Here is a 21,503-nt window from a genome sequence, read left to right as displayed (position 1 = left end):
GGGCGCGACGAAGCGGATGCCGCGGGCTTCCCTTCCCGCGGCATCCGCTCGTCGTGCGCTCCCGCGCCGCCCGGCCTACAGGAACCGGGCGTACGCCCCGACCGTGAGGAACGTCGGGAACTCGGGCTCGAGCGCGACCGACCGGAACACCGAGATCGCGTCGTCGAACCGGTCGCCCTCGAAGCGGGGCAGGTCGGCCACGGCGGCCGCCATGATCCGCACGATCGACGTCTGGTCGATGCGCGTGCCCTCGGCGGTGACCGTGTTGTCGTGCAGCCACTGCCACACCTGCGAACGCGAGATCTCCGCGGTCGCGGCGTCCTCCATCAGGTTGTCGATCGCCGCGGCACCGGTCCCTCGGAGCCACGACTCGATGTACCGGATGCAGATCGAGACGTTGTCGTAGACGCCCGCCTCGGTCACCTCGCCCGAGCCGGACGGGATGTCGAGCAGCTGCGCCGCCGTCACCTGCACGTCGTCGCGGAGGCGGTCGACCTGGTTGGGCCGCTCGCCGAGCACCGCGTCGAACTCGGCACGGGCGGTCGGGATGAGGTCGGGGTGCGCCACCCAGGTCCCGTCGAAGCCGTCGCCCGCCTCGCGGCGCTTGTCGGCGCTGACCGCGGCGAGCGCGCGCTCGGTCACCTCGGGGTCGCGACGGTTCGGGATGAAGGCGCTCATGCCGCCGATCGCGTGCGCGCCCCGCTTGTGGCAGGTCTGCACGAGCAGCTCGGTGTAGGCCCGCATGAACGGGACCGTCATGGTGATCTGCTTGCGGTCGGGCATCACCCAGCGACGGCCGCGCGAGCGGAACGTCTTCACGATCGAGAAGATGTAGTCCCAGCGCCCGGCGTTGAGGCCGGCGCAGTGGTCGCGCAGCTCGTAGAGGATCTCGTCCATCTGGAACGCGGCCTGGATGGTCTCGATCAGCACCGTCGCGCGGATCGTGCCGTGCGGGATGCCGAGCTCCTCCTCCGCGAAGGTGAAGATGTCGTTCCACAGCTTCGCCTCGCGGTGCGACTCGAGCTTCGGCAGGTAGAAGTACGGACCGCGGCCGCCCTCGATGAGGGCCTTCGCGTTGTGGAAGAAGTACAGCCCGAAGTCGACGAGCGACCCCGACGCGTGCATGGCGCGCCCGGCCCGGTCGTGGAACTTCAGGTGCTTCTCCACGAGGTGCCAGCCGCGCGGCCGGAACACGATCGTCGGCGTCTCGGAGGCGGTGACGCGGTACTCCTTGCCCTCGGGGCTCGTGTACTCGAGGTTCCCGCGGAGGAAGTCGAACAGCGACAGCTGCCCCTCGACGACGTTGGCCCAGGTCGGGCTCGTCGCGTCCTCGTGGTCGGCCAGCCACACCTTCGCGCCGGAGTTCAGCGCGTTGATCGCCATCTTCCGGTCGGTCGGGCCGGTGATCTCGACGCGGCGGTCCTCGAGGCCGGGTCCGGCGCCGGCGACCCGCCAGGTCGTGTCGTTCCGGATCCACTCGGTCTCCGGCAGGAACTTCGGGTCGCGGCCGTTCGCCGCGTCGACGCGGGTCTGCAGGCGCACCGCGAGCAGCTCGTGGCGGGTGTGCGCGAACCGGTCGTGCAGCCTGGCGAGGAACGCGAGCGCCTCGGGCGTGAGGATCTCGTCGTACCGCTCGCCCAGGGGCGCGGTGACCTCGAGGTCCGGCTGGACGGTCTGGAAGCTGCCGGTGGCGGGCTTGGGATCCGCGGCGGGCTGCTGGCGGGTGGGCTGGGGCGCGGTGCGGGTGCGCTCGATGGTGATGGTCATGATGGCTTCTCCTTCCGGCCCCGCCGGTCGGGTCGCCGCGCTGGGCTCACCCGACCGACGGGTCGTTGGTCAGTGCTGGAACTGCTCTTCCTCGGTCGATCCGACGAGGGCGAGGGTCGCGCTGTTCGGGTTCAGCGCCGTGGCGATCTGGTCGAAGTAGCCGGTGCCGACCTCGCGCTGGTGGCGCGTGGCGGTGTAGCCGTCGGCCTCGGAGGCGAACTCGGCCTCCTGCAGCTCGACGTACGCGGACATGTGGCGCTCGTTGTAGTCCTTGGCGAGCGTGAACATGCCGTGGTTCAGGGAGTGGAAGCCCGCCAGGGTGATGAACTGGAAGGCGTAGCCCATGGCGGCGAGCTCGCGCTGGAACTTCGCGATCTGGTCGTCGTCGAGGTGGCGCTTCCAGTTGAAGCTCGGCGAGCAGTTGTACGAGAGGCGCTTGCCCGGGAACTTCGCGTGCACGGCCTCGGCGAACCGGCGGGCGAGCTCGAGGTCGGGCTCGGCCGACTCGACCCAGAGCAGGTCGGCGTACTCGGCGTAGGCGAGGCCGCGCGCGATGACCGGCTCGATGCCGTTCTGCACGTGGTAGAAGCCCTCGGCGGTGCGCTCGCCGGTGGTGAACGGCTGGTCGCGCTCGTCGTGGTCGCTCGTGAGCAGCGTCGCGGCGAGCGCGTCGGTGCGGGCGATGATGATCGAGGGCACGCCGGCGACGTCCGCCGCCATGCGGGCCGCGTTGATCGTGCGGATGTGCTGGCCGGTCGGGACCAGCACCTTGCCGCCCATGTGGCCGCACTTCTTCTCGCTCGCGAGCTGGTCCTCCCAGTGCACGCCCGCGGCGCCGGCCTCGATCATCTGGTGCATGAGCTCGTAGGCGTTCAGCGGTCCGCCGAAGCCGGCCTCGGCGTCGGCGACGATCGGCGCCATCCAGTCGCGGTCGTCGGCGCCCTGCTCGACCTGGCCGGCACGCAGGAGCGCGTTGTTGATGCGGCGCACGACGGCGGGGACGGAGTTGGCCGGGTAGAGCGACTGGTCGGGGTAGGTCTGGCCCGACAGGTTTGCGTCGGCCGCGACCTGCCACCCCGAGAGGTAGATGGCCTTGAGGCCGGCGCGCACCTGCTGCACGGCCTGGTTGCCGGTCAGGGCGCCGAGGGCGGCCGACCACTCCGGGTCCTCCATGCGATCGAACGCGGTGCCGGTGTTCTTCCGGATGTTCTCCCACAGCTTCTCGGCGCCGCGGCGGGCGAGCGTGCGCTCCTCGCGGACCGGGCCGCGGAGGGCGATGACGTCCTCGGCGGTGTAGTCGCGCGTGACGCCCTCCCAGCGGGGGTCGGCGTCCCACTCGAGCTGGAGCTCGGCGGCGGTCTGCGTCTGGTCGCCGGGGCGGTTCTGGGTGCTCATCGTGGTGCTCCTTCGGTGCAGCGGTGCGGATGTCTCGGGGTCCGTCCGGGTCGTCTGCGACGGCCGTCCGGGGGTCTGTGGGAACCATGCTGCGGGCCGCGCGAGGGCTCGGAGCACCGATCCGGGGGGTGAACTTTCCGTGTTCTTCCGCGTCGCGGAACAACCGCGGGGCGCAGGGCGCTGCGGCGGCCGCGCGCGCACAATGGAGCCGTGACGCACGCCGACGGCGACACCGACGGCCCGCGCCGCGTGGAGCGGCGACGGGCCCGCACGGGTGTGTTCGGGATCGCGCTCTTCGTGGGCGGTCCGGTCCTCGGCGCGGCGCTCGCCGTCCTGGGGCTGGTGCTCGGCGTCCGCGAGGATGTCCGCTGGCTCGTCCTCGTGATCGCCGGGCTCATCGTGGGCTTCGGAGTGACCTGGGCCGGGCTCCGCATCCTGGTCTCGCTGGAGGAGGCCCGGACGGCGGACGCACGGGAGATGCCCGACGAGTCGGCCGACCCCACGGATGCACCGCGAGAGGCGGGCCCCGACGCGTAGGCGCGGCCGACTTCGGCGCCCGGCGGCGGGGCGAGATCCCGCGGCGAGGTCGCGCGATCGCGCCGTCCGATGCTACCTTGTGCTGCAAGGTACCTAGCACTGCAAGGTATACGCCGGCTCGCATCGCCGGAACGACCGGGAACGGAGACGCGCATGCGCATCGGGAAGGACCTCGTGGCCGCCGCCGCCACGCCGGTCGTGCTCGGCATCCTCGCCGAGGGCGAGTCGTACGGCTACGCGATCCTGCAGCGGATCACCGAGCTCTCCGGCGGGGAGCTCGAATGGAGCGACGGCATGCTCTACCCCCTCCTCCACCGCCTCGAGCGGCTCGGCCACATCGAGTCCGAATGGCGTGATTCGCCGACCGGGCGGCGGCGCAAGCACTACCGGCTCAGCACGCAGGGCTCGGCCGCACTCGCCGAGCAGCGCCGCCAGTGGGACGTCGTGGGCGACGTGCTCGCCAAGGTCTGGCCGGACGGCCACGGCGGTTCGCCCCGCATCGCGCTCGGAGGCGCCTGAGATGGCGCTCGACGAACGTCCCGCACTCGACGACCTCGTCGCCTCGTGGCGCGACTGGGTCGGCCGACGACGCACGCTCAGCGAACCGGACGTGGACGAGCTCGAGGGGCACCTGCTCGACCGCGTCGACGCCCTCCGGGCCGCGGGACTCCACGACGACGAGGCGTTCCTCGTCGCCGTCAAGCGCCTCGGCGCGGTCGACGACCTCTCCCGCGAATACGCCCGCGTGCACTCCGAACGCCTCTGGAAGCAGCTCGTGCTCGACGAGGGGGCGGCGGGCATCGGGCCGGACGGGCGGGCCACGGATGCCGCGGGCCGGCCGCTCGGCCTCGCCCGCCGCGCGAACGGGCTCGCGGTGGCGCTCCTCCTGGGCGTCGGGGCGGGCGTCGCGGTCAAGGCGGCCGACCTGCTCGGCGCCGGACCGGACTTCCTCCTGCGCAACGCCGCGATCCTCGTGCTCCCGTTCCTCGCCGCGTGGTTCGCCTGGCGACACCGTCCTCCGGCCGGCGCGATGGCGGTCGTCGCGGCCGCGTTCGCCGTCGCCGCGATCGCGCTCGACGCGTACCCGTTCGCGGGCGCGCCCGGAACCGACGCGATCGCCGCGCAACCCGGCATGACCGAGGTGCTCGCCGCGACGCACGCCGCGGTGGCGCTGTGGCTCGTGACGGGCATCGCGTACGCGTCCGGCGACTGGCGCAGCGATGCCGCGCGGATGGACTTCGTGCGATTCAGCGGCGAGTGGACGGTCTACTACGTGCTCATCGCGCTCGTCGGCGGGGCGCTCTCGATGCTCACCGTCGCGGTGTTCGCCGCGATCGGCGTGGATGCGCTGCCGGTCGTCGGCGAGTGGGTGCTCCCCTGCGGCGCCGCCGGCGCGGTGCTCGTGGCCGCCTGGCTCGTCGAGGCGAAGCAGCAGGTCATCGAGAACATCGCCCCCGTGCTCACGCGCCTGTTCACGCCCCTCTTCACGCTGATGATGCTCGCGCTCATCGCCGCGGCGATCATCCAGTGGAACCTCGTCGACGTGAGCCGCGACCTGCTCATCGCGTTCGACCTCGTGCTCGTCGTCGTGCTCGGGCTGCTCGTCTACTCGTACTCGGCCCGGGACCCGCTGGCGCCGGCGGGATGGTTCGAGCGGCTGCAACTGGTGATGCTCGCGAGCGCGATCGTCGTCGACGTCGTCGTGCTGGTGGCGATGCTCGCACGCATCGGCGAGTTCGGGTTCAGCGCGAACAAGGCGGCGTCGCTCGGCCTCAACGCGATCCTCCTCGCGAACCTCGCCCGGGCGGCCTGGCTGCAGCTCGGGTTCCTCCGCGGGCGGCATCCGTTCTCCCGGCTCGAGCACTGGCAGACGGCGTACCTGCCGGTGTACGCGGCCTGGGCCGCGGTCGTCGCGATCGTCTTCCCACCCGTGTTCGGCTTCGCCTGACGCCGTCCCGATACGCGCCGACGCGCCCGAACAGCGCTCGTATTTCGCCCGTGTGACGAACGGGCCCCCGTGGTTTCGCCCCCGTGACGATCCGCCGGACGATCTGTCAGGCAGCGGTTCGGCGGACGATGGTCCGTCCGGTTTCGCCATGGCCCATTGCACAAGTGTGCAACAGCGGTTTGAATGGCCGGACGCGACGCGGCGTCAGTGAACCGGAGGTGCCCACAGGTGACGACAGCGACCGAGGCGAGGACCGCCTCCCCCGTGGATGAGCGAGACTCGGCCGCCGGCTCGATCGAGCTGGACCACGTCACGAAGCGCTACGGCGACGCGACCGCGGTCGACGGCCTCTCGCTCTCGATCCAGCCCGGCGAGTTCATCTCGCTGCTCGGCCCCTCCGGCTGCGGCAAGACCACGACGCTGCGGATGATCGCCGGATTCGAGCAGCCCGACGAGGGCGACATCCGCATCTCCGGACGATCCGTCCTCGGCCTGCCGCCGTACCGTCGCGACGTCAACACGGTCTTCCAGGCGTACGCGCTGTTCCCGCACATGACCGTCGCCGAGAACGTGGCCTACGGGCTGCAGCAGCGCCGCACGCCGAAGGCCGAGGTCCGGGAGCGCGTCTCCGAGGCGCTCGACCTCGTGCAGATGCGCCGCTTCGCGGACCGCAAGCCGACGCAGCTCTCCGGCGGCCAGCAGCAGCGCGTCGCGCTCGCCCGCGCCCTCGTCAACCGCCCCTCGGTGCTGCTCCTCGACGAGCCGCTCGGCGCCCTCGATCGCCAGCTCCGCGAGGAGATGCAGCTCGAGCTGAAGCTCCTGCAGTCCCGCCTCGGCATCACGTTCGTCTTCGTCACCCACGACCAGGGTGAGGCGCTCTCGATGAGCGACCGCATCGCGATCATGCGCGACGGTCGCATCGAGCAGCTCGCCGACGCCGACACCGTCTACGCCCGGCCCACGTCGGCCTACGTCGCCGCGTTCGTGGGCCAGCAGAACTTCTTCCGCGGCAGCGCCGCCGAGGGCGGCACCGCCGTCGACTCCGCGCACGGGCTCATCCGCGGCATCCGCTCGGACCGGGCGCCCTCGATCGCCGACGGCACGCCCGCCCAGGCCGCGGTCCGGCCGGAGTTCGTCCGCATCGAGGCCGCGGCGGGGGATGCCGCGAGCGGCGCGAACGCGGTGCCGGGCACGCTGCTCGGCGTCTCGCACCTCGGCGAGACGATGCAGTACCTGGTCCGCCTCGGCGACGACCAGAGCCTCATCGTGCGCCGACCGACCCCCGAGGCGCCCGACCTCGCCGTCGGCTCGCCGGTCACCTGCTCGTGGACCCCCGAGAGCGTCAAGGTGTTCCCGTCCGACGACGCGGCCGCCGCCGGCGGCTACGTGGCCCCGCCCACCCACTGACCCACCCCGATCCCCTCCACAGCCCCCGAAGGAGCGACATGGCCGAGCAGTCCACCCCGATCCGGATCCTCGCGAGCACCCAGCAGGTGCCGATCCTCCAGCGCGCCATCGACCGTCGGCGCTTCCTGAGCTTCGCGGCCGCCATGGGCGGCACGGCGTTCCTCGCGGCCTGCTCGTCGCCCGGCGGCGGCTCGTCGGCCGCGCCGGCCGCGACCGGCGGCGAGCTCGAGGGCTCGCTGAGCATCTACACGTGGGGCGACTACGACTCGCCCGACGTCGTCTCGGCCTTCACCTCGGAGCTCGGCCCGAAGGTCACGTTCGACTCCTACGGCTCGAACGAGGAGCTCATCTCCAAGCTCGTCGCGGCGAAGGGCACGTCGGGCTACGACATCATCGTGCCGACGGGCTCGTTCATCCCGCAGATGATCGAGAACGGCATCATCCAGCCGCTCAACAAGGACCTGCTGCCGAACATCGAGCACATGGACCCCGACTTCCTCGCCCGCAGCTGGGACCCCGAGAACGAGTACTCGATCTGCAAGGCGTGGGGCACCACGGGCTTCGTCTACGACAAGACCGTCATCACGCGCGAGCTGAAGGACTGGAACGACTTCCTCGACGCCGCCCAGAACGAGGCGAGCGGCCGCACCAGCGTGCTCGACGACCCCGCCGAGGTCACCGGCCTCTACTACTGGGCCAACGGCATCGACTGGAACACCACCGACGAGGGCGACCTCGCCGCGTGCGAGGACTTCATCGTGAACACCCTCGCCCAGCACATCTCGGCGTTCGACTCCTACCCGGGCGGCCAGGCCATCCCGCAGGCCACGCAGGTCCTCATGCAGGCGTGGAACGGCGACGCGCGCATCGGCATCATGGAGAGCCCGGACCCCGACCGCTGGCAGTGGGTGCTCGGCTCCCCCGCGACCGAGCTGTGGATGGACAACTGGGCGATCCCGGTCGGCGCGCCGCACCCCGAGGCCGCGCACGCGTTCATCAACTGGACGATGGTGCCCGAGAACCAGCTCCAGCAGGTCGACTACATCGGCTACCACACCGGCGCCGCCGGCATCGAGGAGGCGGCGACCGACGCCGGCCTCGAGATGCTCGACCTCGTGTTCTTCACCGAGGAGCAGATCGCCACCATGCACGACGGCGAGGTCAACGAGGCGCAGCAGGTCAACGTCGACATCTGGAACAAGGCGAAGGCCGCCGCCGGTGCGTAGTCTCCGCCTGCCGAGCTTCGCCCTCGCGATCCCCGCGTGGGCGTGGCTCGTCACGTTCTTCGTCGTACCGGTCGGCGCGGTGCTGTACTTCAGCTTCGGCTACAAGCCCGGCATCTTCGGCACGCACGCGACCGACAGGCTCTCGTTCGACCGGTACGCCGAGGCGCTCTCGCCGACGTTCTTCGAGGTGTTCATGAACACCCTGTGGGTCGGCATCGGGGGCACGCTGCTGTGCCTGGTGATCGGGCTCCCGGTCGCCTACTGGATGGCCGTGAAGGCGCCCGCGAACCGGCGCGGGCTCCTCCTCGCCCTCGTCATGGTGCCGTACTGGACGAACTTCCTCGTCCGCACGATCGGCTGGCAGATCATCCTCGCGCCGGAGGGCTGGATGTCGCAGCTGCTGCAGACCGTCGGCATCATCGACGGCCCGCTCGCCATCCTGTACACCCGAACCGCGGTGCTCATCGGCGTCGTCTACAACTACCTGCCGCTGATGATCCTGCCGCTGTTCGTGGCGTTCGACCGGGTCGGCCCGGCGCTCCGCGAGGCCTCGAAGGACCTCGGCGCGAACCGGGTCCGCACGTTCGTGCGCGTGACGTTCCCGCTCGCCCGGCCCGGCATCATCGTCGGCCTGCTGCTGGTGTACATCCCGCTCATGGGCGACTACATCACGGCGACCGTGCTCGGCGGTGCGCAGGGCAACATGGTCGGCCAGCTCGTCGCGAGCCAGTTCCAGGCCGCCCAGAACTGGGCGCTCGGCTCGGCGATGGCGGTGCTGCTGATCGTCGTGATCATCCTGTCCGCGGCCGCGATCGGGTTCCTGCTGTGGCTCGTCTCGCTGCCCTTCCGCGCCCGCAACCGAGTCGTCCTGGAGGCCTCGGCATGACCACCACCGCACCCGAGACGACCGCGGCGGATGCCGCGACCGGCGTCGCCGAGGCATCCGCGCCCCGCACCGAAGCCGTGGCCGGCCCGGTCGGTCCCCGCCCGCGCCGCGCGCGCCGCTCGCCGGTCGACCTCGGCCTGACGGTGTGGAGCGTCCTGGTCTTCCTGTTCCTGTTCGCGCCGATCATCGTGATCCTCGTGTACTCGTTCAACAACGGGCGCCTGCTCATCGCGTGGAACGAGTTCGGCTTCGAGCCGTACCGGGCGCTCTGGGAGAAGCCCGCCGTGCGCGACGCCGTCGCGGTGTCGCTCCGCACCGGCGCCATCGCCGCGGTGCTGGCGACGCTGCTCGGCACGCTCGCCGGCATCGCCCTGGCCCGGAAACCGGGAAAGTGGACCCTCTGGTTCGTCGGCCTGCTGCTCATGGTCTCGGTGACGCCCGAGATCGTCGACGCGGTCTCGCTGCTGCCGTGGCTCGTCTTCCTCGGCCAGGACGCCGGCCTCACGTTGTTCAACGACGGCACCGTGCGCCTCGTGGTCGGCCACTCGCTGTTCTCGACCGCGGTCGTCACCTACATCGTGCGCGCCCGACTCGTCGGGCTCGACGAGCAGCTCGAGGAGGCGTCGGCCGACCTCTACGCGACGCCGTTCACGACGTTCCGCCGGGTGACGCTCCCGCTGGCGATGCCCGCCGTGCTCGCCGGCCTGCTGCTGTCGTTCACGCTGAGCCTCGACAACACCGTCGTCGCCGCGTTCGTGCAGGTCTCCGGCTCGACGCCGTGGCCGGTGTACGTGCTCAGCGCCCTGCGCGGCGGGCTCCGTCCCGAGATCGCCGCCGTGTCGACCGTGATGCTGCTGCTCACCCTCGGCGCGCTGGCCCTCGTCGCCGTCGTGCTCAAGCGCGCGGGCGACTCGGCGACGCAGATCGCCCGCACCATGTCGGGCGGCTGAGACTCCGCGCGGCCGCGCCCCCGACCCGAACGTCCGCGGCCGCGCGGCATCCCCCTGCAGTTCCGTCCCGGCGACGCCGGGCCGTTCGTCCGAAGGAGTCCTGCACCATGTCCCACGCCGACCTCGTCTTCACCGGAGGACCCGTCTTCACCGCCGACACCGTCCGCTCGCGCGCGAGCGCGGTGGCGGTCCGGGGCGGCCGCATCGTCGCGGTCGGCTCGGACGACGACGTGCGCGAGCTCGTCGGACGCGACACCGAGGTGGTCGACCTGCGCGGCCGGCTCCTCGTCCCCGGCTTCCAGGACGCGCACGTGCACCCCGTGTGGGGCGGGCTCGACCTCATGCGCTGCGACCTGTCGGAGTTCGCGACCGAGGCCGAGTACGTCGAGCGGATCGCCGCCTACTCCGCCGCCAACCCCGACGAGGAGTGGGTGCTCGGCGGCGGCTGGTCGATGTCGGCGTTCCCCGGCGGCACGCCCACGGCGGCCTCGCTCGACTGCATCGTGCCCGACCGTCCGGCGTTCCTGCCGAACCGCGACGGGCACGGCGCCTGGGTCAACTCCGCGGCGCTGCGCCTCGCGGGCATCGATCGCGAGACGCCGGACCCGGCCGACGGCCGCATCGAGCGCGATGCCGACGGCAACCCGACCGGCACGCTGCACGAGGGCGCCATGTCGCTCGTGAACCGGCTGCTGCCCGAGACGACCGTCGAGACGCTCACCGAGGCGCTCCTGCTCGGCCAGCGCTACCTGCACTCCTTCGGCGTCACGGCCTGGCAGGACGCGATCGTCGGCAGCTACGGCGATGCCGGCGACCCGGCGCCCGCCTACGTCGCGGCGGCCGACGCCGGGACGCTCACCGGCCGCGTCGTCGGCGCCATCTGGTGGGACCGCACTCGCGGCATCGAGCAGATCCCCGACCTCGTCGCCAAGCGCGACGCCAACCGCGCCGGGCGGTTCGCCGCCACGAGCATCAAGATCATGCAGGACGGCGTCGCCGAGAACTTCACGGCCTCGATGCTCGAGCCCTACTGCGACGGCCACGGCCACTTCACCGACAACTCCGGCATCTCGTTCGTCGACCCGGCCGTGCTGAACCCTGCCGCCGCCGAGCTCGACCGGCTCGGGTTCCAGCTGCACTTCCACGCGATCGGCGACCGCGCCGTGCGCGAGTGCCTCGACGCGGTCGAGCACGCGATCTCGCGGAACGGCCGCAACGACCACCGCCACCACATCGCGCACATCCAGGTCGTGCACCCCGAGGACATCCCGCGATTCCGCGAACTGGGCGTCGCGGCGAACATGCAGTCGCTGTGGGCCGCGCTCGAGCCGCAGATGGTGGACCTGACGCTGCCGTTCCTCGGCGACCCGCGGAGCGCATGGCAGTACCCGTTCGGCGACCTGCTGCGCTCGGGCGCGGTGCTCGCCGCCGGCAGCGACTGGTCGGTCTCGACGCCCGACCCGATGGCGGCCATCCACACGGCCGTGAACCGGAAGTCGGCGCCCGCGTACGCGGAGGGCGACTACGAGGCGTTCCTGCCCGAGCAGGCGATCGACCTCGCGACCTCGCTCACGGCCTACACGGCCGGCTCGGCATGGGTGAACCACCTCGACGACGTCACCGGCACGATCCAGGTGGGCAAGTACGCCGACCTCGTGGTGCTCGACCGCGACCCGTTCGCCGGCCCCGCCGACGGGATCGGCGAGACGCGGGTCGAGCAGACCTTCGTCGAGGGCGAGCGCGTCTATGCGGCCGACGACGCCGGGGCGGTCCGCGCGGCCTGAGCCGCGCGGGCGGCCGGAGGACCGTCAGCCGCCGTACCGCGCCACGGCCGCCGCGCCGAGCCGGGCGAGCCGTTCCCGCAGCTCGCGGGGCTCGACGACCTCGGCGACCTCCGCCCAACCGGCCACCGCCCGGGTGATCGCGTCGTCGCTCGGGCCCGCCACGCGCACGCGGATCCGCCCGTCGGGCTCGACGGCGATCCGTTCGGCTTCGCGGGCCCAGCCGCAGAACTCCGCTGCGGACTCGGGCTCGACGAGCACGATCGCGGTGCTGCGTCGGCGTGCGCCGGCGGCGGCGGTCGCGACCTCCGCCCATGCGTCACCGAGGTCGAAGTCGGCCGGAGGCTCGAACCGCTCCACGAGCGGGTCCGCGTCGCTCATCCGATCCAGGCGGTACGTCCGCCGACCGGCGTCGGCATCCGCGATGAGGTACCAGGTCCCCCGGTGGTCGACGAGCCCGAGCGGACGCACGATCCGCTCGCCCGGCTCCCGGTTCCAGGGCGCGTAGCGGATGCGGACGACCCGACGCTCGACGATCGCGTCGGCGAGGACCTCCCGCACCGCACCGGTGTCGGATGCGCGGCGCTCCCAGTCGGCATCGTCCTCGAGGACGGCGCCGGCGGCGGCCTGCGCATCGCCTCGGAACGTCTCGGGGAGCGCGCGGAGCACCTTGCGCAGCGCACCCCTGGCCTCGGGCGAGCCGCGCCCTCGGGTACCGAGGAGCAGGAAGAGCGCCCGCGCCTCGCCCGAGGTGAGGCCGCTCAGGTCCGTGCGACCCTCCCCCAGCAACTGCCACCCGCCCCCGCGACCCGGCTGGGGGTAGACCGGGATGCCGGCCGAGGAGAGCGCGACGAGGTCGCGGCGCGCCGTGGCGACCGAGACCTCCAGTTCCCGCGCGAGCTCCGCCGCGGTCACGCGACCACGCGCCTGCATCACCAGGAGGGTCGCCACGAGCCGGTCTGCGCGCATGCACCGATTCTCCTCGGAAAAGTGGTCACATGGTGAGCACTTCTGCATTCGACCATGGAGACACGGCGGATCCACCGCCCCGATCCGAGGAGGACGACCCATGCTGCGAGGCATCGCCACCGTGAACCTGTACGTCGACGACCCGGCCGCGGCCGCGGCCTGGTACGCCGACGTGCTCGGCATCGAGCCCTATTTCACGCGACGCGGTCCCGACGACCGCGTCGTCTACACCGAGTTCCGGATCGGCGACCTCTCGCAGGAGCTCGGCCTCATCGACCGCCGCTTCGCGCCCGCCGCCTTCGGCGACCGCCCCGCGGGAGCCGTCGTCCACTGGCACGTCGACGACCTCGAGGGCACGCTCGCGCGGCTCGAGGAGCTCGGCGCGACGGTGCTCCTGCCGGTGACCGAGCACGGGCCGGGATTCGTGACCGCATCGGTGGTCGACCCGTTCGGCAACGTGCTCGGCATCATGACGAACGTGCACTACCTCGAGGTCGTCGAGGAGCGCGAGGCGGTGCACTGACGTCCGCGAGCGACGCCCGGCCGGTGCGCAGCCCGCCACGCCCGCGGCCGGCCGGAGGCGTGCGTCAGAGGCCGATCTGCGCCCGCACGGCGTCGTCGAACCCGTTGACCTCGAGCGTCCACGCCGGTCGCACGAACTGCGCGGGCTCGAGGCGGAGGAGCACCTCGCGGGCGACGTCGACGCCGCGGGAGACGACGCGCCGCTCGCCGTTGGCCGCGTAGCCGAGGTGCCGCGAGACGCCGAGCGACGGCTCGTTCCAGTCGATCGCCCCCGACTCGGCGACTTCCGCACCGAGGTGGTCGAAGCAGAACGCCAGCACCGCGGCGCGCATCTCGATGCCGAGCCCGACCCCCTGTCGCGAGGCCGTCAGCCACGATCCCGTCGAGACGGTGCGGAGCGTCCCGAACTGCTCGCCGCGCACGTCCTGGATGCCGATCGGCACGCCGTCCTCGAGGACGGCGAAGAGCAGGGTCCAGCCGTCGGGGGTCGTGCCGACGCGTTCGCGCCAGACGTGCCGCGCCAGCTCGCGCCGCAGCTCGTCCGGCGGCGCGTCGGACCACGGGAAGGCGAACGGCATGACGGCCGGATCGTGGATGCCGCGGAGCGCGGCCTCCGCGAGGCCGGGCAGGTCGTCGTCGCGCACGAGGCGCAGTTCGAGCCGCGGCGTGCGAAGGCTCAGGCCGAAGAGCGGCCAGACGTCCACGAGGTCCATTGGACGAGGGTAGCGATCCCCCGCCGCGCAGGCGGACCTCAGCCTTCGTTGCAGGCGGTCTGCAGTTCGCCGACCGATGCGGCGAACTCCTCGAGCCCGGACTGGAGCATCGCGGCATCGGCGCTCTGCGGGTCCTCGGCCGCGGCCCGGATCTCGTCGAAGTAGGTGTTCGTCGCCTGCTCCGCGTCCTCGGCGAGCGGCCGCAGGTCCTCGTTGCGGATCGACGAGGTCGCCTCGACGATCGCAGCCTCGACCTCGTCGATCGTGGCCACGGCGGCCTCGGGGTCGTTGACGAGGTCGTCCTGCAGGGCGGTGGCATCGACGGACTCGAGTTCCTGGAGGCCGGCACGCAGCTCGGTGCACGCCTCGTCGAGCGACTGCGGCCCGCTGTCCGCCGACGGCGAGGTCTCCGTCGAGTCCGACGAGTCGGGCGCGGTCGTGCCGGTGCATCCGGCGAAGAGGAGCATCGCGATCGCCGGCACGGCGAGCGCGGAGGTCAGGCGCAGGGACATGTTCGGGTCCTCCGATCGGATCCCGCGGGCGGCGCGGGCTCCCGACAGCCTGTCACACGGGGCGGGCGTCGTCCGCGAGCTCCCAGCATCCTCCCGAACTCACGTCGGAGGACGGCCGCCGAGCCGAACCACGACGCGGAACTCAGTGGATTCTTCTCGTCGCCCGCATCGCGCTACGCGCGGGATGGACGCGAGACGTGACCCAGTGACAGAAATTCAGTACTTCTTCGGTTTGCACCATCCGCGTGCTCATGTGAGCATGAGGCATGGTCACCGTCGATCGCGCCCGTTCCTCGGCTCCGCCCGCCGCGTTCGCCGCCACGTCAGTCCGCGTGGTCGGCGCCCCGCCCGAGCCCGGGCCCGACGAGGTCGACGCGCTGACCCTCGGCCGCCGCATCCGAGAGCGCCGGCTCGCCGCGGGGATGACGCTCGGGCAGCTCGCCGAGGCGATCGACCGGGCCCCGAGCCAGGTCTCCGCGATCGAGAACGGCAAGCGCGAGCCACGGCTGTCGATGCTCCGCACGATCGCGCTCGCGCTCGGCACGAGCTCCGACGAGCTGCTCCGGCCGGATGCCCCGTCCGAACGGGCGGCGCTCGAGATCGCCGTCGAGCGCGCGCAGCGCGGCCCGGTCTTCTCCGCACTGGGGCTCGATCCGTTCCGCGTCGCGAAGACCATGAGCGACCAGACCCTGCAGACAATCCTCGCGCTGCACAACGAGATCGACCGCCTGCACCGCGAGCGCGCGGCGACGCCCGAGGAGGCGCGTCGCGCCAACGCGCAGCTGCGCGCCGAGATGCGGGCGCGCGACAACTTCTACCCCGAGCTCGAGGCCAAGGCCGCCGAGCTCCTCGAGGCCGTCGGCCATGCGGGCGGTCCGGTCTCGCACCAGCTGGTCGCCGACATGGCCAGCCAGCTCGGCTACTCGCTGCACTACGTCGGCGACCTCCCGCACTCGACGCGCTCGGTCACCGACAAGCGGAACGGCCGCATCTACCTGCCCACGCAGCAGTCGCCGTCCCGCGACTCGCGCTCGCCGATCCTGCAGGCGCTGGCGTCGCACCTGCTCGGCCACGAGGAGCCCGGCAACTACGGCGACTTCCTCCGCCAGCGCATCGAGACGAACTACCTGACGGCGGCGATCCTCCTGCCCGAGCAGGCGGCGGTGCGTTTCCTCACCGAGGCGAAGAACCTCCGCCGCATCTCGATGGAGGAGCTGCGCGATCACTTCGCGGTCTCGTACGAGACCGCCGCGCACCGGTTCACGAACCTCGCCACGGCGCGCCTCGACATCCCCGTGCACTTCATGAAGGTCCACGAGTCGGGCACGATCATCAAGGCGTACGAGAACGACTCGGTGCGGTTCCCGTCCGACGCACTCGGCGCCGTCGAGGGCACGACCGTCTGCCGGCAGTGGACCGCACGCACGGTGTTCGACGCCGAGGACCGCTTCACCCCGTACTCGCAGTACACCGACACGGCGACGGGCACGTTCTGGTGCACGTCGCGCATCGAGAAGGCCAAGGAGGGCGAGTACTCGGTCTCGGTGGGCGTGCCGTTCGAGCACGTGAAGTGGTTCCGCGGACGCGAGACGCCGCGCCGGTCGGTGTCGCGCTGCCCCGACGAGTCGTGCTGCCGTCGGGCCCCCGACGAGCTCGCGGGCAAGTGGGCGGATGCCTCGTGGCCGGCCGCGCGCACCCCGACCTCGCTGCTCGCCGCCCTGCCGACCGGCACGTTCCCGGGCGTCGACCAGACCGAGGTCTACGAGTTCCTCGAGACCCACGCGCCGCGCGCCTGACGCGGCGCCCCGCGGCGCGTCAGTTACTCGTGGCGGTAGCCGCGCACGGCGTGCACGGCGAACGACTCCGGGTACCCCGCCTCGACGCGCTCGGCGGGCGGGAACGCGTAGACGTTGAGCATGAGCTGCATCGGGTACTGCGGCGACTGGGCGACGCGCTTGCGGACGAGGCCGTCGATCGAGAAGACCACTTCGTCGGGGCGCCAGTCGACGGTGTAGGTGTGCGGTTCGCGCACGTCGTCGTGCACGCGGACCTGCTCGAAGTCGTCGGTGATCGTCGGGTCGTTGAAGGGGTGGACGCCCATGCCGACGAGCGCGCTCCCGTCGTCGGCGATGTCGCGGCCGTAGACCTCGAAGACGCAGATCTCGGCGGACTGGGTCGGGTCGTCCTCCACCCCGATCATCCAGAGTGCGGCCATGGCGTGCTCATCGACGTCGTCGATCGCGGCGACGACCTCGATGCGACCGAACTGCGGCGTGAAGAGCCGGCGTTCGCCCTGGGCCTCGCGCACGACGAGGCCCTCGCGGAACGGGTGCTGCCCCGATGCCGAGCCGACCGGCCCCGAGCGCACCGCGGTCTGCAGGTTCGACACCTGGGTCGCGCCGTCGTACTCGACCGACCACGCGGGCTGGTCGGCGTCGACCCGCAGGCGCAGCACGCCGTCGCCGACGTCGTAGCGCGCTCGGGTGCGCTCGCGACTCGACCACTGCGGCAGGTAGTGGGGAACCCACTGCTCGAGGTCGAGCTCGGGGCCGGAGAAGTCGGCGTCGAACTCGAGCAGGTCCGGGGCGAGCGGCGGCACGGGAGGAGCGGGCGGCACTGCGGGCATGCGCTCGATCCTGCCCGACGCCGCCGACATCCGGGCCGGCCGTCCACAGGCGGGCCGGAGGACCGGGCAGCCTGTCCGGCGGTAACGGCCCCTCCTGACGACCTGCCTATTGTCCAGTTGTGCAATATGGGGCAGGATGGAGGGACCAGACCGACTTGGAGTGATCCCGCCATGGGAACGACCGTCTTCGAACGCCGCCGCCCCGCGGCATCCGCCATCGCCCACAGCCTCGCCGACACGCGCCGCAGCGTGTTCTGGCTCGACGACCTCGCCGACGAGGCGAAGCGCCCGCGCCCGCGCCTCGAGGGCACGCGGGTCGCCGACCTCGCCGTCGTGGGCGGCGGCTACACCGGGCTCTGGACCGCCGTGCTCGCCAAGCGCGCGAACCCCGACCTGCACGTCGTCCTGGTCGAGGCCCGCCGCATCGGCTGGGCCGCGTCCGGCCGCAACGGCGGGTTCTGCGAGGCGAGCCTCACCCACGGCCGGGAGAACGGCCTGAGCCGATGGCCCGACGAGATCGACGAGCTCGACCGGCTGGGGCTCGCGAACCTCGACGCGATCGAGGCGTCCGAGGCCGAGCTCGGCATCGACGTCGAGTTCGAGCGCAACGGCGCCCTCGACGTGGCCGTCGAGCCGCACCAGGTCGAATGGCTGCACGAGGCGGCGGCGGATGCCGCGAGCCGCGGCGACGACACGGTGAAGCTGCTCGACGAGCACCAGGTCCGGGCCGAGGTCGACTCGCCGACCTACCTCGGGGCCATCTGGAACACGCGCACGAGCGCCATCCTGCACCCCGCGAAGCTCGCCGCCGAGCTCGCCCGCGTCGCCGAGGAGGCGGGCGTCGAGATCTTCGAGGACTCCCCCGTGAAGCGCCTCGACAGCCCCGGCTCAACGGGCGCGGTCCGGCTGGTCACCGACCACGGCCGCATCGACGCGACCCGCGCCGTGCTCGCCACGAACGTCTTCCCGTCGCTGCTCAAGCGCAACCGGCTGATGACCGTCCCGGTCTACGACTACGTGCTCATGACCGAGCCCCTCACCGACGAGCAGCAGGCGTCGATCGGCTGGGCGAACCGGCAGGGCGTGGGCGACATGGCGAACCAGTTCCACTACTCGCGCCCCACGCGCGACGGCCGCATCCTCTACGGCGGCTACGACGCGATCTACCACTTCGGCGGCCGCGTCCGCGACGGCTACGAGGACCGGCCGGAGAGCTTCGAGAAGCTCGCGAGCCACTTCCTCACGACGTACCCGCAGCTCGAGGGCCTCCGCTTCACCCACAAGTGGGCCGGCGCGATCGACACGTCGACGCAGTTCACGGCCTTCACTGGGCTCGCCCGCGACGGCCGCGTCGCGTACGCATCCGGCTTCACCGGGCTCGGCGTCGCCTCGACGCGGTTCATGGCCGAGACGATGCTCGACCTGCTCGCGGGCCGCGACACCGAGCGCACGCGCCTGAAGATGGTGCGGACGCGGCCGCTGCCGTTCCCGCCCGAGCCCGCGGCATCCCTCGGCATCAACGCCACGCGCTGGTCGCTCGACCGCGCCGACCACCACGGAGGACGACGCAACGTGCTGCTCAAGACCCTCGACGCCGTCGGTCTCGGGTTCGACTCGTGAGCGCGCAGGAACCCCCGCCCGCCCGCCTCCTCGGCGGGGCGATGACGGATGCCGCGAGCCTGCCGCTCGCGCACGAGCCCGTGCCGGACGACCAGGTCGTCGCCGGCGCGCCCACGACCGGCTACGCCGCGCTCGACGAGCACGCCGACGGCGACCGCGCGGGCGAGCTCGGCATCTGGGAGATGACGCCGGGCACGATGCGCGACGTCGAGGTCGACGAGGTGTTCCTCGTGATCGCGGGGCGCGCCCGGGTCGAGTTCGTGGAGCCGGCGCTGCCGGCCGTCGAGCTCCGGCCGGGCTCGATCGTGCGGCTCGACGCCGGCATGTCGACGGTCTGGACCGTGACCGAGACGCTGCGGAAGCTCTTCATCGCGCGCTGAGCGCGCGCGGCGGACTCCCGAACCGGGCCGCACCGCCGGCACCGCCCTCGTGTCAGAGCTCGCAGTCGAGCGCGAGCGCCGCGTAGTCGAGCACCGCGCGGCGGCACTCGGCCCGGTCGAGCCCGAGGCCGAGCAGCGGGTACAGGTCGTACGAGTCCTCGAGCGCGACGAGGTTCCGTGCGATCGCCGCGACGGGCATCCGCGGCCGGAAGGCGCCGACGCCGGCCCCGATCTCGAGGGTCGTGCGGTACAGCATGACCTGGCGCTCGACGATCGAGCGGTGCAGGGGGCGCAGCTGCGGCCGCTCCGGGAGCAGCGCGATGCTCTCGTAGACGATCCGGAGGTCGTCGCTGATCTCGTCGGGGATGCCGGCCTCGATCATCGCCCGGAGTCGTTCGACCGGGTCCGCGACCTCCTCGGCGATCCGACGCCGACGCTCGTAGAACTCCTCGAGCACGCCCTCGACGGCCGCGGCAACGAGGTCGTCGAACGTCGGGAAGTAGTACAGCACGCTGCCCGCGCTGACCTCGGCCTCCGCGGCCACGGTGCGCACGTTCGCCTGCAGGATGCCGCGCTCCCCGGCGACGCGGCGCAGCGCCGCGACGAGTGCGTCGCGGCGCTGCGCCTGTTTCGTGGACTGCTTCACGTCACCGTTCCGGGGTCATTCGGCCTTGGACTCCGCCAGCGCGGCGTACTGCGCCGGGTTGCGGCGGCGGAGGACCAGTCCCCACACGATACCGGCCACGAACAGCACCGGGGTGGGCAGGATGAGCAGCGCGTTCGCGGCGGGGTCGAGACCCGTCACGTACTCGAAGTTGAGCACGATGAGCAGGAACCCCCCGATCAGGCCGGCCGCGCCGATGATCGGAGCCACGACCACGCGGAACCGTCCGTAGCCGCGCCGGTCGCGGGCGAAGAAGCCGATGACCGAGACCGCGGCGACCGCCTGCGCGAACACGAGACCCGCGACGCCGGCGCCGTACGACCAGATGCCGAGCTGCAGGATCGGGTCGGCACCCGTGGCCCAGCCGACGAGGATCGCGACCACGGCGATCGCGGCGATCGTCGTGCTCGCCACGTGCGGCGCCCTGCTGGTGGCGTGGGTGCGGGCGAGCCGCTTCGGGAGCAGTCCCTCGCGGGCGAGCGAGTACGCGTAGCGGCTCGACGCGTTGTGGAAGGCGAGCAGGCAGGCGAAGAAGCTCGTGACGATGAGCACCTGCAGCACCGTGCCGGCCCAGGCGCCGAGGTACTGGTCGCCCGCGATGAACACCGTCGACTCGAAGTCGTCGCTCGAGACGAGTCCGATGACGCCCTCGATGCCGAAGGCGACCGTGAGCATCCAGAACGTGAAGGCGTAGAAGACGGCGAGGAAGCCGATGGCGATGTACGTGGCGATCGGCACCGTGCGAGCCGGGTCCTTCGCCTCCTCGGCGTAGATGGCGGTGCCCTCGAAACCCATGTAGGCGCCGAAGCCCATGACGAAGAGCGCGGCGACGCCCGGGGCGAGGAACACGGCCTCGGGGGTGAACGGGGCGGCGCTCCAGGGCTCGGGTCCGCCGTTCGCCAGCACGGCGATCGAGAGCACGAGCAGGATGCCGACCTCGGCGGTGAGCAGCACGGCGAGCACCTTGGCTCCGACGTCCACCTTGCGGTAGCCGAGGAAGGCAACGCACGCGGCGGCGACGAGCGACCAGATCGGCCACGGGAGGTCGAGCCCGAACAGGTCGGCGATGGTCAGCTGGGCGAAGAACCCGAGGAACCCGTAGAAGCTCACGGAGAGCACGATGTAGGCGAACACCGCGGCCAGCGCCGTCCCGATGCCGGCCGGCTTGCCGAGCCCGCGTGCGGCGTAGGCGTAGAAGGCGCCGGTGTTGCGGACGTGGCGCGACATCGCGGTGAAGCCGATCGCGAAGAAGATCAGGATCACGCCGCACATGAGCAGCGCGCCGGCCGCGCCGACGCCGCCGAGCCGCATGGCGGTGGGCGCGGCGCTCGCGACGACGGTCAGCGGGGCGGCCGCCGAGACCACGAAGAACACGATGTCCCACACTCGGAGCCGGCCACCGGCGAGCCGTCCGGGTGCGCCCCGGTCGGGGGCCGGCGGTGAACCGGTCCCGGTCGTCTGCTGGATCTGCTGCGTCATTGCCACGTCTCCTCATGCGCTCGGCGCTGGTCGGGATCAGAATCTGAACATGCATTCAAGTTCTAGTCGACTCGCGCTGTCAAGACTGTTATTCTCAGAATCCACAAATTCTGAACAACTG

At 71.9% G+C, this 21,503-nt stretch carries 20 protein-coding genes; 12 read left to right on the top strand and 8 right to left on the bottom strand.

From position 1 onward, the window contains the following. Positions 1-75: 75 nt before the first annotated feature. Positions 76-1,767 (bottom strand): malate synthase A, encoded by a 1,692-nt coding sequence (aceB, locus tag ABD230_RS11990; protein WP_344373848.1) that lies wholly within the window; start codon positions 1,765-1,767, stop codon positions 76-78. A gap of 69 nt (positions 1,768-1,836) precedes the next feature. Continuing rightward, a complete protein-coding gene (aceA, locus tag ABD230_RS11985) occupies positions 1,837-3,162 on the bottom strand; it encodes an isocitrate lyase (protein WP_344373846.1) in 1,326 nt (441 codons plus the stop codon). Positions 3,163-3,372: 210 nt separating this feature from the next. Here aceA and ABD230_RS11980 point away from each other — a divergent pair, with 210 nt between their 5' ends. The 8 genes from ABD230_RS11980 (at position 3,373) to ABD230_RS11945 (ending at position 11,900) form a co-directional block, all read left to right on the top strand. After that, the gene (locus tag ABD230_RS11980; protein WP_344373844.1) at positions 3,373-3,699 is read left to right on the top strand and encodes a hypothetical protein; all 327 of its coding nucleotides are present in this window, start codon (positions 3,373-3,375) and stop codon (positions 3,697-3,699) included. 153 nt (positions 3,700-3,852) lie between these two features. Then, the gene (locus ABD230_RS11975) at positions 3,853-4,218 is read left to right on the top strand and encodes a PadR family transcriptional regulator (protein WP_344373842.1); all 366 of its coding nucleotides are present in this window, start codon (positions 3,853-3,855) and stop codon (positions 4,216-4,218) included. 1 nt (position 4,219) lies between these two features. Next, positions 4,220-5,647 carry a permease prefix domain 1-containing protein gene (locus tag ABD230_RS11970; RefSeq protein WP_344373840.1) on the top strand — a complete coding sequence of 476 codons (1,428 nt, stop codon included), beginning with the start codon at positions 4,220-4,222 and terminating at the stop codon, positions 5,645-5,647. 264 nt (positions 5,648-5,911) lie between these two features. Then, the gene (locus tag ABD230_RS11965) at positions 5,912-7,054 is read left to right on the top strand and encodes an ABC transporter ATP-binding protein (protein WP_344373838.1); all 1,143 of its coding nucleotides are present in this window, start codon (positions 5,912-5,914) and stop codon (positions 7,052-7,054) included. 38 nt (positions 7,055-7,092) lie between these two features. Then, positions 7,093-8,280 (top strand): polyamine ABC transporter substrate-binding protein, encoded by a 1,188-nt coding sequence (locus ABD230_RS11960; protein WP_344373836.1) that lies wholly within the window; start codon positions 7,093-7,095, stop codon positions 8,278-8,280. Further along, positions 8,273-9,166, top strand: coding sequence for an ABC transporter permease (locus ABD230_RS11955; protein ID WP_344373833.1), 894 nt, complete (start codon positions 8,273-8,275; stop codon positions 9,164-9,166). Before ABD230_RS11960 ends, ABD230_RS11955 begins: the two co-directional genes overlap by 8 nt. Next, on the top strand, positions 9,163-10,116 hold the full coding sequence (locus ABD230_RS11950) for an ABC transporter permease (RefSeq protein ID WP_344373830.1): 954 nt from the start codon (positions 9,163-9,165) through the stop codon (positions 10,114-10,116). Before ABD230_RS11955 ends, ABD230_RS11950 begins: the two co-directional genes overlap by 4 nt. Before the next feature lie 107 nt (positions 10,117-10,223). Continuing rightward, complete coding sequence (locus ABD230_RS11945) at positions 10,224-11,900, top strand: amidohydrolase (protein ID WP_344373828.1); 1,677 nt, start codon at positions 10,224-10,226, stop codon at positions 11,898-11,900. 24 nt (positions 11,901-11,924) lie between these two features. Here the strand turns inward: ABD230_RS11945 and ABD230_RS11940 are convergent, their stop codons facing one another. Then, positions 11,925-12,866, bottom strand: a complete 942-nt coding sequence (locus ABD230_RS11940) for a helix-turn-helix transcriptional regulator (RefSeq protein ID WP_344373826.1) — start codon at positions 12,864-12,866, stop codon at positions 11,925-11,927. Positions 12,867-12,966: 100 nt separating this feature from the next. Here ABD230_RS11940 and ABD230_RS11935 point away from each other — a divergent pair, with 100 nt between their 5' ends. After that, positions 12,967-13,389, top strand: a complete 423-nt coding sequence (locus ABD230_RS11935; protein WP_344373824.1) for a VOC family protein — start codon at positions 12,967-12,969, stop codon at positions 13,387-13,389. A gap of 64 nt (positions 13,390-13,453) precedes the next feature. On the opposite strand, the gene ABD230_RS11930 is transcribed toward ABD230_RS11935, so the two are convergent. Beyond that, complete coding sequence (locus ABD230_RS11930) at positions 13,454-14,101, bottom strand: GNAT family N-acetyltransferase (RefSeq protein WP_344373821.1); 648 nt, start codon at positions 14,099-14,101, stop codon at positions 13,454-13,456. 38 nt (positions 14,102-14,139) lie between these two features. Further along, entirely contained in the window at positions 14,140-14,613 is a 474-nt protein-coding gene (locus tag ABD230_RS11925) for a hypothetical protein (protein WP_344373818.1), read from the bottom strand. 266 nt (positions 14,614-14,879) lie between these two features. Between ABD230_RS11925 and ABD230_RS11920 the strand changes: the two genes are divergently transcribed. Next, entirely contained in the window at positions 14,880-16,409 is a 1,530-nt protein-coding gene (locus ABD230_RS11920; RefSeq protein WP_344373816.1) for a helix-turn-helix domain-containing protein, read from the top strand. A 23-nt stretch (positions 16,410-16,432) separates the two neighbouring features. Here the strand turns inward: ABD230_RS11920 and ABD230_RS11915 are convergent, their stop codons facing one another. Next, positions 16,433-17,239 (bottom strand): glycoside hydrolase family 16 protein, encoded by an 807-nt coding sequence (locus tag ABD230_RS11915; protein WP_344373814.1) that lies wholly within the window; start codon positions 17,237-17,239, stop codon positions 16,433-16,435. A 171-nt stretch (positions 17,240-17,410) separates the two neighbouring features. On the opposite strand from ABD230_RS11915, the gene ABD230_RS11910 reads away from it, so the two are divergent. After that, on the top strand, positions 17,411-18,859 hold the full coding sequence (locus tag ABD230_RS11910) for an NAD(P)/FAD-dependent oxidoreductase (RefSeq protein WP_344373812.1): 1,449 nt from the start codon (positions 17,411-17,413) through the stop codon (positions 18,857-18,859). Then, positions 18,856-19,239, top strand: coding sequence for a cupin domain-containing protein (locus ABD230_RS11905; protein ID WP_344373811.1), 384 nt, complete (start codon positions 18,856-18,858; stop codon positions 19,237-19,239). The genes ABD230_RS11910 and ABD230_RS11905 overlap by 4 nt, the downstream gene beginning before the upstream one ends. 52 nt (positions 19,240-19,291) lie before the next feature. Here ABD230_RS11905 and ABD230_RS11900 read toward each other — a convergent pair whose 3' ends face one another. Beyond that, complete coding sequence (locus ABD230_RS11900) at positions 19,292-19,885, bottom strand: TetR/AcrR family transcriptional regulator (protein WP_344373809.1); 594 nt, start codon at positions 19,883-19,885, stop codon at positions 19,292-19,294. Positions 19,886-19,900: 15 nt separating this feature from the next. Next, positions 19,901-21,382 carry an APC family permease gene (locus tag ABD230_RS11895; protein ID WP_344373807.1) on the bottom strand — a complete coding sequence of 494 codons (1,482 nt, stop codon included), beginning with the start codon at positions 21,380-21,382 and terminating at the stop codon, positions 19,901-19,903. Positions 21,383-21,503 lie beyond the last annotated feature (121 nt).

It is taken from the genome of Agromyces tropicus, assembly GCF_039531345.1.
GTDB lineage: Bacteria > Actinomycetota > Actinomycetes > Actinomycetales > Microbacteriaceae > Agromyces > Agromyces tropicus.
The sequence above is the reverse complement of the archived record's forward strand: the minus strand, read 5'-3'. Positions and strand labels throughout refer to the sequence as shown.